Annotated in this window: 13 protein-coding genes, 1 tRNA gene and 1 pseudogene; 5 read left to right on the forward strand and 10 right to left on the reverse strand. The window is 68.9% G+C overall.

The window, feature by feature from the left end; genetic code table 11:
• From CUR96_RS09360 to lysA, 4 genes and pseudogenes are all read right to left on the reverse strand, one after another.
• Positions 1-527, reverse strand: a pseudogene (locus CUR96_RS09360) (hypothetical protein); the annotation flags it as partial.
• Between the two features lie 141 nt (positions 528-668).
• Positions 669-1,604, reverse strand: a complete 936-nt coding sequence (thrB, locus tag CUR96_RS09365) for a homoserine kinase (protein ID WP_102193050.1) — start codon at positions 1,602-1,604, stop codon at positions 669-671.
• Positions 1,601-2,905: a homoserine dehydrogenase gene (locus tag CUR96_RS09370; RefSeq protein ID WP_102193051.1), complete on the reverse strand. Its 1,305-nt coding sequence runs from the start codon at positions 2,903-2,905 to the stop codon at positions 1,601-1,603. Before CUR96_RS09370 ends, thrB begins: the two co-directional genes overlap by 4 nt.
• Positions 2,902-4,320 (reverse strand): diaminopimelate decarboxylase, encoded by a 1,419-nt coding sequence (lysA, locus tag CUR96_RS09375; protein ID WP_102193052.1) that lies wholly within the window; start codon positions 4,318-4,320, stop codon positions 2,902-2,904. Before lysA ends, CUR96_RS09370 begins: the two co-directional genes overlap by 4 nt.
• Before the next feature lie 139 nt (positions 4,321-4,459).
• Here lysA and CUR96_RS09380 point away from each other — a divergent pair, with 139 nt between their 5' ends.
• Positions 4,460-5,536, forward strand: a complete 1,077-nt coding sequence (locus CUR96_RS09380) for a YihY/virulence factor BrkB family protein (protein ID WP_102193053.1) — start codon at positions 4,460-4,462, stop codon at positions 5,534-5,536.
• 9 nt (positions 5,537-5,545) lie between these two features.
• On the opposite strand, the gene CUR96_RS09385 is transcribed toward CUR96_RS09380, so the two are convergent.
• Together CUR96_RS09385 and argS are read right to left on the reverse strand one after the other, a co-directional pair.
• Complete coding sequence (locus tag CUR96_RS09385; protein ID WP_102193054.1) at positions 5,546-6,307, reverse strand: LmeA family phospholipid-binding protein; 762 nt, start codon at positions 6,305-6,307, stop codon at positions 5,546-5,548.
• A 5-nt stretch (positions 6,308-6,312) separates the two neighbouring features.
• Positions 6,313-7,977, reverse strand: a complete 1,665-nt coding sequence (gene argS, locus CUR96_RS09390; protein WP_102193055.1) for an arginine--tRNA ligase — start codon at positions 7,975-7,977, stop codon at positions 6,313-6,315.
• Positions 7,978-8,047: 70 nt separating this feature from the next.
• On the opposite strand from argS, the gene CUR96_RS09395 reads away from it, so the two are divergent.
• Positions 8,048-8,863: an SGNH/GDSL hydrolase family protein gene (locus CUR96_RS09395; protein WP_245861164.1), complete on the forward strand. Its 816-nt coding sequence runs from the start codon at positions 8,048-8,050 to the stop codon at positions 8,861-8,863.
• Between the two features lie 16 nt (positions 8,864-8,879).
• A tRNA-Arg gene (locus tag CUR96_RS09400) sits at positions 8,880-8,952 on the forward strand.
• Between the two features lie 80 nt (positions 8,953-9,032).
• Here CUR96_RS09400 and CUR96_RS09405 read toward each other — a convergent pair.
• Genes CUR96_RS09405 through CUR96_RS09415 form a run of 3 tightly spaced genes read right to left on the reverse strand, consistent with a single transcriptional unit; the run spans position 9,033 to position 10,239 of the window.
• Positions 9,033-9,359, reverse strand: a complete 327-nt coding sequence (locus CUR96_RS09405; protein ID WP_102193056.1) for a DMT family transporter — start codon at positions 9,357-9,359, stop codon at positions 9,033-9,035.
• A complete protein-coding gene (locus CUR96_RS09410; RefSeq protein WP_102193057.1) occupies positions 9,356-9,706 on the reverse strand; it encodes a DMT family transporter in 351 nt (116 codons plus the stop codon). The genes CUR96_RS09405 and CUR96_RS09410 overlap by 4 nt, the downstream gene beginning before the upstream one ends.
• Positions 9,703-10,239 (reverse strand): TetR/AcrR family transcriptional regulator, encoded by a 537-nt coding sequence (locus CUR96_RS09415; protein ID WP_102193058.1) that lies wholly within the window; start codon positions 10,237-10,239, stop codon positions 9,703-9,705. Before CUR96_RS09415 ends, CUR96_RS09410 begins: the two co-directional genes overlap by 4 nt.
• 85 nt (positions 10,240-10,324) lie before the next feature.
• Here CUR96_RS09415 and CUR96_RS09420 point away from each other — a divergent pair, with 85 nt between their 5' ends.
• Positions 10,325-10,801, forward strand: coding sequence for an HIT family protein (locus CUR96_RS09420; RefSeq protein WP_102193059.1), 477 nt, complete (start codon positions 10,325-10,327; stop codon positions 10,799-10,801).
• A gap of 41 nt (positions 10,802-10,842) precedes the next feature.
• On the opposite strand, the gene CUR96_RS09425 is transcribed toward CUR96_RS09420, so the two are convergent.
• Positions 10,843-12,387: an HNH endonuclease signature motif containing protein gene (locus tag CUR96_RS09425; protein WP_146008140.1), complete on the reverse strand. Its 1,545-nt coding sequence runs from the start codon at positions 12,385-12,387 to the stop codon at positions 10,843-10,845.
• A 195-nt stretch (positions 12,388-12,582) separates the two neighbouring features.
• Between CUR96_RS09425 and CUR96_RS09430 the strand changes: the two genes are divergently transcribed.
• On the forward strand, positions 12,583-13,056 hold the full coding sequence (locus CUR96_RS09430) for a MarR family winged helix-turn-helix transcriptional regulator (protein ID WP_180968988.1): 474 nt from the start codon (positions 12,583-12,585) through the stop codon (positions 13,054-13,056).

The raw sequence follows: 13,056 nt of genomic DNA on the forward strand, positions 1-13,056 counted from the left end.
TTCTCGGCCGGTGCGGGCGCCGGCTGCTCGGCGGCAGGCGCCTCGGCAGCGGCATCCTGAGCCGGCTTCGCGGCGCGGCGTCCGCGGCCGGTGGTCTTGGGGGCCGCGTCGGCGGCGGGCTTCGCGGCGTCGGTGGCGGGCTTCGCAGCGGTCTCGGCGGGGGCGTCGTCCGACGTGGCAGGCGCCTCGGCTGCTGCGGCGGGAGCATCCGCCGTCTCGGCATCCGCCTTCTTGGCGCGGCTGCGACGCGGCGCCTTCGCCTTCGGGGCGGCCTCCGCGGACTCGGCGGGGGCCTGCTCGGGCGTCGGTGCGCTGTCTGCAGGCGCGGTGGCCTCAGTCGCGGTTGCCGCCTTCTCGGCCGCAGCCTTCGCGGTGGCGGTCGACGCACGACGCGGTGCGCGCTTGCGGGCCGGTGCGGCTGGAGCCGCGTCGCCGCTCGCGGCTGTTGCCGGAGCTTCGGCGACCGAAGTCGCCTGGTCGTTCTGGGTACCGGAGAAGTTCTCCACGAGTACTCCCTCATATGTCATGGGAAATGAGCGTTGTACGCGCACAACGGGTGCTGCGCGCGATCGCACGGGCAGACGCTCAGCGTCCGCCAGCCGTGGCCGTGAGGCCGTGGGGTTTCACGTGCGGGTCATGCAGATTGCATTGGGGCCAGATTCACGTAGTTACGTGGAGCCCTCCGCTCGATTCCCCACTGTACCACCACGCACGTCGACCGCGAGCAGGAGGGCCTCCCACGGGGTGTCCGTGACGGAACCGGCCAGTTCGACGGCATCCTGCCGACTGCCTGAGCCGTCGGCGAGGACGAGCACACTGGGACCCGCACCCGAGACCACGGCCGCGAAGCCGGCCCGCCGCAGCGCCTGCACGAGCCGCTGCGTCTCGGGCATCGCCTCGGCCCGATAGTCCTGATGCAGCCGATCGGCTGTCGCGTCGAACAGCAGCTCCGGGCTCTGGGTGAGCGCAGCGATCAGCAGGGCGGAGCGGGAGACGTTGAAGACGGCGTCCTCGCGGGACACCTGCGGGGGCTGAAGCGAACGGGCGAGCGACGTCGACATCGTGTACGCCGGCACGAGGACGAGCGGAGAGACACCGCGGTGCACGAGCAGCTTCTTGTGCTGCGCGCCCCGCTCGCCCATCCAGGCGATCGTGAGCCCCCCGAACAGCGCCGGCGCGACGTTGTCGGGGTGCCCCTCGACCTCGGTGGCGAGACGCAGCAGGTCATCGTCGCTGATCTCGACGTCCCCGGCGAGCAGGCCCTTCGCCGCGAGCACGCCTGCGGCGACCGCGGCACCGGACGAGCCGAGGCCGCGGCCGTGCGGGACGCCGTTCTCCGCGACGATGCGCAGGCCGGGCATCGGACGCTCGGCGTCGGCGTAGACGTGCGCGACCGTGCGGACGATGAGGTTGGATGCGTCACGAGGGATCTCGTCGGCGCCGGAGCCGGATACCTCGATCTCGAGCGCGCCCGGGGCCAGCTGGGTCACCAGAAGCGAGTCGTAGACGCTGAGGGCGAGGCCCAGAGTGTCGAAGCCCGGGCCCAGGTTGGCGCTCGTCGCCGGAACCCGCACCTCGACGGTGCGCCCCCCGACCACGCTCACTCGCCTTCCACGCGCAGCACGGAGACCACGCGCGCGACGACGGAGCTCTCGGAGAGCGCCGTGACGGTGTCGCTGAGGGCCTGATCCGTGGCTCGGTGCGTGCCGATCGTGAGACGGGCGGTCGGCTCGTCCTCACCCTCGACGGTCTGCACGACCGTGGCGACCGAGACGCCGCCGTCGCTGAGGATGCCGGCGACGGTGGCGAGCACACCCGGCGCATCGGCCACTTCGAGCGTGATCTGGTAGCGGGTGGTGACGTGCCCGATGGGCACGATCGGAAGGTTCGCCCTGGTGGACTCCCCCACCCCGACTCCGCCGGCGATGTGGCGGCGGGCGGCCGAGACGACGTCGCCGAGCACGGCGGACGCGGTCTGCACGCCACCGGCCCCTGCGCCGTAGAACATCAGCGATCCCGCGGCCTCGGCCTCGACGAAGACGGCGTTGTTGGCGCCGTGCACCGAGGCGAGCGGATGCGACCGCGGAACCAGCGCAGGGTAGACGCGCACCGAGATCGACTCGGCGCCGTCGGACTCGAGCCGCTCGCAGACGGCGAGGAGCTTGATCACGAAGCCGGCAGCACGCGCCTCCTCGATCATCGCGGCGGAGATCGAGGAGATGCCCTCCCGATGCACGGCGTCGAGCGGTACGGCGGTGTGGAAGGCGAGGCTGGCGAGGATCGCGGCCTTCTGGGCGGCGTCGTAACCCTCGACGTCGGCGGTGGGATCGGACTCGGCGTAGCCCAGTCGCTGAGCGTCGGCGAGCACGTCGGCGAAGTCGGCGCCCTCGGTCTCCATCCGGTCGAGGATGTAGTTGGTGGTGCCGTTGACGATGCCCATGATCCGCACCACGCGGTCACCGGCGAGCGAGTCGCGCAGCGGGCGGATGATCGGGATCGCCCCGGCGGCGGCGGCCTCGTAGTACACCGAGGCACCCACCCGGTCGGCCGCTTCGAAGAGCTCGGGCCCGTGGGTGGCGAGCAGCGCCTTGTTCGCCGTCACCACGTCGGCTCCGGAGCCGATCGCCTGCAGGATGTTCGTACGCGCAGGCTCGATGCCGCCGATCAGCTCGATGACGATGTCCGCGCTGAGGATGAGCGACTCCGCGTCGGTCGTGAACAGTTCCTGCGGCAGGTCGACGTCCCGCGGGGCATCCGGGTTGCGCACGGCGATGCCGGCCAGTTCCAGGGAGGCTCCAGCGCGATCGGCGAGCTCGTCACCGTGTCGCAGCAGCAGAGCTGCGACCTGGGAGCCCACGGCTCCGGCGCCCAGCAGCGCCACCCGAAGTCGTCGGTACTCGGTCATTGTGCTCCTTCGGAGGGTTCTTCCGCGTGGACGCCGGTGTCTCGTGCCAGGAGGTCGTCGATGCTCTCGCCTCGGACGATCACGGTGGCCTTCCCGCCGCGGACGGCGATGACGGGCGGACGCGGAACGTGGTTGTAGTTGCTCGCCAGCGACGCGCAGTATGCGCCGGTCGCGGGAACGGCGAGCAGATCGCCCGGCGTGACATCACCGGGGAGGTATTCGTGGTCGACGACGATGTCGCCGGATTCGCAGTGCTTGCCGACGACGCGGCTGAGCCGCGCTGCGTCCACACCGGCTCGCGATGCCAGGCGGGCCGAGAACTGCGCGCCGTAGAGGGCCGGCCGGGCGTTGTCGCTCATCCCGCCGTCGACGCTCACGTACAGACGGGAGGCGCCCGACTCGACCGTCACGTCCTTCGTGGTGCCGACCTCGTAGAGGGTGACGCCGGCCGTGCCGACGATCGCGCGTCCCGGCTCGAACGACAGGGCGGGAACGGGGATGCCGCGCGCGGCGCAGCCCTCGGCGACCGCGGCGACGATGCCGGCGGCGAGTTCGGCGATCGGGGTGGGGTCGTCGGCGCTCGTGTACGCGATGCCGAAGCCGCCGCCGAGGTTCAGCTGCGGCACCGGACCGTCGGCGAGGAGCGCGGCGTGGAGTTCCAGCAGGCGTGAGGCGGACTCCCGGAAACCGGCGACCCCGAAGATCTGCGATCCGATGTGGCAGTGCAGGCCGACGAATTCCAGTCCGGGGATCTCACGGATGCGGGCGACGGCCGCCTCGGCATCCGCCAGCGGGAAACCGAACTTCTGGTCCTCGTGCGCGGTCGCGAGGAAGTCGTGGGTCTCGGCATGCACACCGCTGATCACGCGGACCATGACACGCTGGACGCCGTCGGCGGGGGCGGTGATGGCAGCGAGACGCTCGATCTCGATGGCGCTGTCCACGATGATCGTGCCGACGCCGACCTCGACGGCGCGCCGCAGCTCGGACACGGACTTGTTGTTGCCGTGGAAGCCGATGGATGAAGGAGCCACCCCCGCGGCGAGCGCGACCTCGAGTTCGCCGCGCGTGCAGACGTCGACCGCGAGCCCTTCCTCGACGACCCAGCGAGCCACCGCGGTGCTCAGGAACGCCTTGCCCGCGTAGTACACGCGCACCGTCGTGCCGTTCTCCGCCGCCGCCGTGTCGAAGGCGGCACGCAGTGTGCGCGCACGCAGACGCACCTCATCCTCATCGAGGACGAGCAGCGGAGTGCCGTACGTCTGCACGAGGTCGGTCGCGCGGATGCCGGCGAGGATGAGCGTGCCGTCGGCGTCGCGGGTTGCAGATGCCGGCCAGACTTCGGCGGTGAGATCGTTCGCATCGTCGGGCACGACGAGCCAGTCCGGAGCAAGCGGGTTGGCAGGGGAAAGCACGGAGCACCAATCGTGGGACGGAGCGCGTCGCGGGAGGTGCGCGCTTCGAGGTTGCCCCCGATTCTATGGCAACCTTCGGATCGGCCCCGCCACGATGTCGTGCTGTTCCGTCGGCCCTTCGGCTCGTAATCTGGAGCAGATGAATGCTGCAGCCGGACCTGATGAGAAGAACGCGTTCGCACGCGCGATCGCGGCGGTGATGCGCTGGGCGCTGGCGCGAAAGCTGGTGCGCACGGTGCTGCTCTATGTCGAGCGGCAAGGGCCGATGCTCGCAGACAGCATCACCTATCGCACTCTCTTCAGCGTGTTCGCCGCGGTCCTGCTCGGCTTCTCCATCGCGTCGATCTGGCTCGCCGGCAACGACGTGGCCTGGAACGCGATCATCTCGGCCGTGAACGCCGCCGTACCGGGACTCTTCGGCGCGGACGGGGTGATCGACCCCGACGAACTGCGTGACGCGTCGATCGGGTTCTCCCTCACCGGCATCGTCTCGCTGATCGCACTCATCGGTGCCGCGCTCGGCGCGATCGGTTCGCTGCGGACGGCCATCCGGGCGCTCGCCGGCACTCTCGACGACGATGTGCTCTGGGTCTGGGTCATCCTGCGCAACATCACACTGGCGGTCGGGATCGCTGCGGCATTCGTCGCGGCCGCCTTCCTGACGTTCTCCGGTCGGCTCGGCGTGAACTGGGTGGCCGGATTCCTCGGGATCGACGAGGGTTCGGATGCGGCGCGATGGGGCGTCCGCCTCGTCTCGCTGGCCGTGATCCTGCTGCTCGACGTCGGCATCATCGCCGGTGTCTTCCTGGTGCTCTCCGGAGTCCGCCCTTCGGCGCGATCCCTCTGGCGAGGGGCCCTGCTCGGCGGGGTGGGAATTCTCGTGCTGCAGGAGCTGTCCGGACTCTTCGTCGGCGGGGCGGCATCCAACCCGCTGCTGGCTTCGTTCGCCTCCCTGCTGGCGCTGCTGATCTGGTTCAACCTCTCCGCCCAGGTGACGCTCATCGCGTGTGCGCACGTGATCACCGGCATGGAGGAGGAACGCGACCGCGTCCACGCGCGGTACGGAGCGCAGACTCTCGCCCAGCGCGGGGTGCAGCAGGCCGAGCGCGCCGTCGCGACGGCCACCGAGAAGTTGCGAGCCGCCCGCGACGCCGAGCGGGCCGAACGCACGGGCAAGCAGGCCGCGACCGATTCCGGAAGCGGCGATCACGCCTAGGTATCGGGTCTAGGGGCAGACGCCCGGGTCCAGAAGCGTCTGGTCTGTGGCGATCGCACCGTCGACATCGAGGTCGATCACGGCCTCGGTGCCGTCGATCCTCAACCCGGTGATGGTGAGCCCGGCCGGGAGCCGATCGGCGATGCACAGCTGCTGGGGCGCGGTGAACTGGGCGGCGAGCGACCCGAAGCGCTCGTTCAGCTGGTGCGCGTCGAGGACCACCCCGCCCAGTGTCGCCGACACCGGCGTCAGGGTGATCGCGCCGTTCTCTGCACCGGGTGTCAGGGTCAGCGAGACGTCGATCGACGTGCCGAAGAGACTGATCGAACCGGAGGCGATGGCGTTCGGCGCTTCGAGGGCCAGCGATTCGATCGGCAGCTCCGAGTTCGCGAGAAGCGCCGAGAGCTGCGTCTGATCGATGCGCACGGTGCCGCTCGCCGATGCGAGATCACCACCGCGCAGCGGAACGCCCGTGGCGGTGACGTCGGCGGCGCCGGTGACGCCCTCCAGCGTCACGCGGTCGCTGGAGAGGTGGAGTTCGTCGAGTCGGCCGGCGAGGAGCTGAGGCAGCAGGATGCCGTCGGCCTCGACATCGAGCTGCTGATCGGCGGGGAGATCGAGCTGCTCGATCACGATGCCTCGGACGATGCCGGGAAGCACGCTGCGCGTGATGAACTCGGCGGCCACGACCAATACCGCGAGCAGCACGACGAGGACGAACAGCACCCAGGGCCAGCGGCGGCGCTTCGGCTCCGCCGCGATCGACGCCATCGCGACTACATCCGCTCCGGCGCCGAGACGCCGAGCAGGTCGAGTCCGTTGCGCAGCACCTGGCCTGCGGCGTCGTTCAGCCAGAGCCGCGTGCGGTGCACGCTCTCGATCGGGTCATCGCCCTGCGGGATGACCCGGCAGTTGTCGTACCAGCGGTGATAGAGCCCGGCGAGCTCCTCGAGGTAGCGCGCGACCCGGTGCGGTTCGCGCAACTCGGCGGCGAACGCGACGATGCGGGGAAACTCCTGCAGCGCACCGAGGAGTGCGCTCTCGGTCTCGTGAGTGAGGAGCTCGGGAGCGAACTCGGAGCGGTCGACACCCGAGTCGGCCGCGTTGCGGCCGACGTTGTGGGTGCGGGCATGCGCGTACTGCACGTAGAACACCGGGTTGTCGTTGGTGCGCTTCTGCAGCAGTTCCGGGTCGAGGGCGAGGGGCGAGTCGGCCGGCGAACGCTCCAGCGAGTAGCGCAGAGCATCCGTCCCGAGCCACTCGCGAAGGTCATCCATCTCGATGATGTTGCCTGCGCGCTTGCTGAGGCGTGCCCCGCCGACCGAGACCAGCTGCCCGATGAGCACCTCGACGTCCTTCTCGGGATCGTCGCCGGCGGCACCGGCGAGGGCCTTCAGCCGGTGCACGTAACCGTGGTGGTCGGCGCCGAGAAGGTAGATCTTGTGCTCGAAGCCGCGGTCGCCCTTGTTCAGGTAGTACGCGGCGTCGGCGGCGAAGTAGGTGTACTCGCCGTTCGAGCGGCGGATGACGCGGTCCTTGTCGTCCCCGAAGTCGGTGGTGCGCACCCAGACGGCGTCATCCTGGTCGAAGACGTGGCCCTGTGCACGGAGGCGGTCGACGGCCTGGTCGACGAGGCTGCCGCCGTTCGCGTTCTGCAGGTGCAGGAGACGTTCGGAGAACCAGACGTCGAAGTGCACGTTGAACTTCGCCAGCGACTCCTTCTGCTCGGCGAGCTGGTATTCGTAGCCGAGCTCGCGGGCGAGGATCAGCTGCTCGAACGCGGGCAGCTCGAGGAACTCGGGACGCTCTTCGAGGATGCGTGCGGCGAGGTCGTCGATGTAGCCGCCCACGTAGCCGCCCTCGGGGGCCGGCAGGCCGTTGGAGGCCGCGACGATGGATGCCGCGAACCGTTCCATCTGCACGCCGGCATCGTTGATGTAGTACTCACGGGCGACCTTCGCCCCCGACGCGGCGAGCACACGGGCGATCGCATCGCCGAGGGCTGCCCAGCGGGTGTGTCCGATGTGCAGCGGCCCGGTGGGGTTCGCGCTGACGAACTCGATGTTGATGCTGCGCCCTGCCTGGGTGTCGTTGTGCCCGTAGGTGGCACCCGCATCGACGATCGTCTTCGCGAGGGTGCCTGCGGCACCGGCATCGAGACGGATGTTGATGAACCCCGGACCGGCGACCTCGGCACTCGCGACGCCGTCGACGTCGGCGATGCCTGCGACGATCTGCTCGGCGAGTTCGCGCGGGTTGACCCCGAACTGCTTCGCGAGGCGCATGGCGATGTTCGACGACCAATCGCCGTGGTCACGGTTGCGCGGACGCTCGAGCACGATGTCGGATGCGGACAGCTCGAACGGCTCGCCCGGTCGTCGCTCGCCGGCGATCGGCGCGAGGACGGTGAGGAGGGCGTGGGCGAGCTTTTCAGGATTCATAGGTGACTCAGTTTACGGCGCGTCGCACGCTCGAATTTGCGCTTCGCGTCCGGTGATCTACTCTCATGCCATGAAGGCCCCGGCTCCCGCGCACCGTCTGCGCAACACTGCAGTCACGATCGCGCTCCTGGTCGCCGTCGCGGCGGTCGTCCTCGGAGTGTGGCGGCCGTGGGCTCCCCTCGCCCCTGCCGCGCCCGTCGGAGCCGCTTCCGCGAGTGACGGAACGGATGCCGTCGTGATCGCTCCGGCTCCGCTGATCCTGCCTGAGCATCCGCGCATCCTCGTCTTCGGAGACTCCTGGACCTACGGCGCGGCCGCGACGGAGCCGACGCTGGGTTACGCCTATGTGCTCGCCGAGTTGCTCGGGGGCGAGACGATCGTGGACGGGGTTCGCGGCAGCGGTTACCTCAAGCCGGGATTGGACGGGCCCGCCTTCGGCGAGAGGATCGCGGCGCTCGACCCGGCAGCGGATCCGGATCTGGTGATCATCCAGGGCTCGATCAACGACCGGGCGCAGGGTGCGGCGGGGTACCGCGAGGCCGTGACCGCGGCGTGGGATGCTCTGGCGGCGCTGTACCCGGAGGCGACGATCGTGGTGCTCGGTCCTGCTCCCCATGAGCTCCCGGTGGGCGCAGCGACGGCGCGCATCGACACCGATCTCGGAGCCCTCGCCGACGCGCGGGGATGGTGGTACATCTCCCCCATCGCCCAGGACTGGATCAACGCTCAGAACTACCTCGACGTCATCGACGTGGACTTCGGCCGCAAGCACCCGTCGACCGGCGGTCACCGCTATCTGGCGGAGAAGGTGGCTGCCGCACTGACCGAGTTGCGGGAGGCACCGGTCACCGAGGCCGGCGAGTCGGAGACGACCTCCGAGCAGTGATAATGTCTATCGGTACGCCTCCGTAGCTCAGGGGATAGAGCGCCGGTTTCCGGTACCGTAGGTCGGGGGTTCGAATCCCTCCGGGGGCACATTCATGAAAAGAGGGCCGTCCATCAGGACGGCCCTCTTTCGTGCTTCAAGACTGGTACCGGGCGGGTGATGCGCGGCGTCAGTGGGTTGATGCGCCGAGTTCGATGACGAGTACGCCGACGGCGATGAGGACGATACCTGCGATCATCCGCCAGGTGAGACGTTCCTTGAAGAACACCCGGGCGCCGACCGCTGTGAGCGCGACACCGGATGCCGCCCAGATCCCATAGGCGATCCCGACGGGCATCCCATGGGCGAGTGCGATCGTCAGCAGCGAGAACGCCGCGATGTAGAACACCGCGACCGGCACGATCCACCGCTTCTTCCGCAGACCTTCCGAGGCCCGAAGCGACATCGTCGCGGCGACTTCGGTGAGGATCGCTCCGACGAGAAGGATCCAGGTCATGAGGAGGCCTCCGTTCGCGCGGGCTTCGGAGAGCGGTGGCCGGTCTCGACGAGGACGACCCCGGCGATCACGATCGCGATGCCCAGCCCGATCAGGAAGGTGAAGGGTTCGCCGAAGATCACCGAGGCGATCACCGCGGTGAGCACCACACCAGCGGCCGCCCAGATTCCGTACACGATGCCGATCGGCACGCCCAGGCGGAGCAGCAGGGACAGCGCGACGAAAGCACCCGCGTAGCCGCCGACCGCCAGGACCGCCCACCACGGGTTGTCGATCGCGCCGCGCAGCGACAAGGTTGCGGTGACCTCCAGGAGGATCGCCACGCCGAGGATGAGCCACTTCGTCATTCCGAATCTCCTTCAGTGAGTGCGGTGAGCTGCGTGAGCAGAGCGGCGCGTTGCACTGGGTCGATGGTCAGGACGCCGGTGGCTTCGGCGACCCACAGCCCGTTCGCCGCCAACCACACCAGCAGCAGAGGCGTGGTGTCGGTACCGTCGGCGAACCCGAACCACGTCTGCAGATACTCCAGCCAGGGCCGGGAGAATTCGGGACGGCGGACAGCCTCGGAGAAAACCACGAACTCGCCCGCCGTCACCCCGCCCTCCCCGGCGAAGAGCACGAAGGCGCGGACCCGCTCGGTCAAGGTGGACTCCGCCAGCGGCACAGCGAGCACGTCCTCGAGTTCCACCTGCCATCTCGCGATCACGTGCTCGATGACGGCGATCATCATCGCGTCCTTCGTCGGGAAGTGATACATCAGCCCGGCCTTGGTCAGGCCCGCCTCGCTGGCTACGGATTGATAGGTGATGTCGGCGCCGCCGACCGCATCCACGACGCGCATCGCCGCCTCGAGGATCTCCGTGCGTGAACTCGTTCTCATGCAGATTACTTTACCGTACGTACGGTAAAGTAATCTGAGGAAGGGCTGGATAAGGATCTCGACACGGTCGGGATACGCTGTCGCGATGTGGTGGTCCGAAGAACAGTGGGCGGCGCTCGCTGATCCTGTCGAGTGCGGGATGTGCGCGGACGCTCATCTGGATGAGAACGAACACAGCCTGCTGGTCACGTCGACTGCGGCCACCCATGTGCGCATCGCGCGGAATCAAGCGCATCGCGGATACTGCCTGGTGATCCTCCGCGATCACGTGACAGACCTCGGCGACCTGAACGCGGACCAGCTCGGTGTGTTCTGGCAAGACGTGCAACGGGCGGGCCGGGCGATCACAGCGGTGTTCGCTCCTCGCAAGATCGACTACCTCGTGATGGGACACCGGATGCCCCACTTGCACTGCCACGTGTTCCCTCAGCATTCCGAAAATGACCCGAAACGCAATGTCGACATCTCGGACGGCCCGGTACTCCCATCGCTCCAGTCGATTCGTGAGGACGCTCAGGCACTGCGTCGCGCATGGACGGCGCAGTCGGATGCGGTTCTCTGAGGCGACCCGCCGACCCGGTTACGGGACATCGGGACGACTCCTCAACGTCGAAGAGGTGCTGTTCGCGATCTTCCGCGTCTCTGAGCGTGTTGTGGTCGGCGCCAGTGTCGTTCGGGGTCCCACCAGGCGGGTCCGCGGATCTCGGGGAGCCCGGCGTTCATGCGGATCTCCCACCCGGACGTGTCGAGGGTGCGGTGGTGAAACCAGCACAGGGCGACGCCGTTGTCGGTATCGGTAGGCCCGCCGAGGGCATAGTCGCGGACATGGTGGATCTCGCACCAGGTGGCCCGGACGTGGCATCCCGGGATGAGGCACTCCGCGTCGCGGAGGGCGATGGCGCGGCGTTGGTGGGCGGTGAAGATGCGGTCGGTGGTGCTGATCCCCCGGATGCGCCCGTTCTCGTCGAACAGGACCCGCTGCACGCTCCCGACACACGCGGTGTGCGCGGCGACGGACACGGGCACGGGGGTGTCGATGCCGTCGACGTGCGCCCACCCGCGCCCGGTGGCGAAGTCATCCGCCGTCACGGAAACGACCAGGGTCGGTGCGGCGCCACCCAGGGTGGGGACGTCGTCGTGGCGGGCGGCGATCATCAGGACCGCGGCGAACGCATCGTGACGCTTCTGCCCGGGCGTGCGGTCATCGTGCGACACCGGGCGAGGTTCGACGTCGTCGTCGAGTCCGGCGACGTCGAGCTGCTCCGCCGCCGCGTCGCCCCCTTCGGCGTCATCTCCCGCAATGCGGTCATCATCTGTCGACCGGAACATCACCCCGCCGAGGTCGGGGGCAGGTGGGCCGTCGACTTTCGGGTTGTTGTAGGCGTCGAGGAGGCGCTGGAACCGTCCGGCGGCATCGGGGAGCAGGCTCCCATGAATCGGGATGCCGCCGTCCTTCTCCCGCCCGAAGCTCAGAAACCGTCCTCGCATGGCCTTCTCGTTCGCCGGCTCTGCCCCGTCGGGGTCGAGGTACGTGGCGATCACCTGCGCGAACAGTCGCAGATCATCCGGCGTCGCCGGTGGCCCGGACACCTCGACGAGCTCGCCGGCCACTTCAGCCTCCGTGGCGAGATCGGTGACCGCGCATCCGCGGGCGAAGGCCGCAAGCTGCGCATCCGCCCGCAACCGGTCCTCACAACCGACACGGCGTCCGGCCTGATCGATCGGGCCGGTCGCGGCGAGCAACCCGGGAACCCCGATCACCCCGTCCAGCAGCGCCTCCCGCAGCTGCGGCCACAGCGTCGGCAACGGTGCACCGGTCGTGATTCCCGCCTGGCGGTGCACGGCCTTCGCGGCCTTCACCACCCGGCCCGCCCCGGAAGCGTCCACGCGGAGGGCCCGCTGGAGTAGCTCGTTCATAGTCCGGCACCCGAACCGACCCGGAAACGACGGCTCCCCCGGTCCCTCCGGCCGACCATCAACCGAGGCGACCGTCTCAACCACGAGAGCATCCAGCAACCGCTGCACCTCACCGGCAGCCCGGAGGATGTCCATCTTCTCCGCATCCGACGACCCCGCAGCAGCATCCGCCCGCACCAGCGGACCGAGGTCGGAAACGACCCGATCCAGGAGCGCCGCGGTGCTGTTCATACCTCCATTCTGCCAAGGGCCACCGACATTGAGACCCTGAAAACAGGCCGATCAGGGAAACTTTTTGACTTGTTTCGCGTTCGAGCGGATCGGGTCGCGTTTCGTCTCGCTTCGCTCGCTCAACGACCTGGGGAAGAGGTCGGCCTTCGGCTCTATTAGATTGTGCACAACTGAATTGCATGCAATACTTAATCCATGAGCGTGACTGACGAGATGGTGTGCTTCTCCCTGTACTCCGCCGCACGCGCGACGACGCAGGCGTATCGAGCGCTCCTCGCCCCGTGGGGACTGACCTATCCGCAGTACCTCGTTCTCGCGATCCTCTGGAACGAGGGCGATCAGAGCATCGGCTCGCTGGGCGATGCGATGCAGCTCGACTCCGGCACCCTCTCCCCGCTTGTGCGCCGACTCGAGCAGGCCGGATACGTCTCCCGCACGCGCAGTGCCGAAGACGAGCGCGTCGTCATCGTGCAGATCACGCCACAGGGCCGCGCGCTCCGCGCCGAGGTGGCTCCGATCCGCACCCGAATCGCCGAGCTCGCCGGCATCCGCGACGACGCACACCGACGCCGCCTGATCAGCGAACTGCACGAACTCACCGCCCTGTTGCAGGGCGCGTCCACAGCATCTGCGCCCGACGCGACCACGCGCTCGGGTGGCAGCGAATGA

The sequence above is a fragment of the Microbacterium aurantiacum genome, assembly GCF_002872075.1.
In the GTDB taxonomy this organism is placed as follows: Bacteria; Actinomycetota; Actinomycetes; order Actinomycetales; family Microbacteriaceae; genus Microbacterium; species Microbacterium aurantiacum_A.

Bases quoted from the DNA above. Each gene is read 5' to 3' on its own strand.
- CUR96_RS09370 (WP_102193051.1), bottom strand. From the start codon at position 2,905: ATGACCGAGTACCGACGACTTCGGGTGGCGCTGCTGGGCGCCGGAGCC.
- CUR96_RS09380 (WP_102193053.1), top strand. From the start codon at position 4,460: ATGAATGCTGCAGCCGGACCTGATGAGAAGAACGCGTTCGCACGCGCG.
- CUR96_RS09385 (WP_102193054.1), bottom strand. From the start codon at position 6,307: ATGGCGTCGATCGCGGCGGAGCCGAAGCGCCGCCGCTGGCCCTGGGTG.
- argS (WP_102193055.1), bottom strand. From the start codon at position 7,977: ATGAATCCTGAAAAGCTCGCCCACGCCCTCCTCACCGTCCTCGCGCCG.
- CUR96_RS09395 (WP_245861164.1), top strand. From the start codon at position 8,048: ATGAAGGCCCCGGCTCCCGCGCACCGTCTGCGCAACACTGCAGTCACG.
- CUR96_RS09405 (WP_102193056.1), bottom strand. From the start codon at position 9,359: ATGACCTGGATCCTTCTCGTCGGAGCGATCCTCACCGAAGTCGCCGCG.
- CUR96_RS09410 (WP_102193057.1), bottom strand. From the start codon at position 9,706: ATGACGAAGTGGCTCATCCTCGGCGTGGCGATCCTCCTGGAGGTCACC.
- CUR96_RS09415 (WP_102193058.1), bottom strand. From the start codon at position 10,239: ATGAGAACGAGTTCACGCACGGAGATCCTCGAGGCGGCGATGCGCGTC.
- CUR96_RS09420 (WP_102193059.1), top strand. From the start codon at position 10,325: ATGTGGTGGTCCGAAGAACAGTGGGCGGCGCTCGCTGATCCTGTCGAG.
- CUR96_RS09425 (WP_146008140.1), bottom strand. From the start codon at position 12,387: ATGAACAGCACCGCGGCGCTCCTGGATCGGGTCGTTTCCGACCTCGGT.
- CUR96_RS09430 (WP_180968988.1), top strand. From the start codon at position 12,583: ATGAGCGTGACTGACGAGATGGTGTGCTTCTCCCTGTACTCCGCCGCA.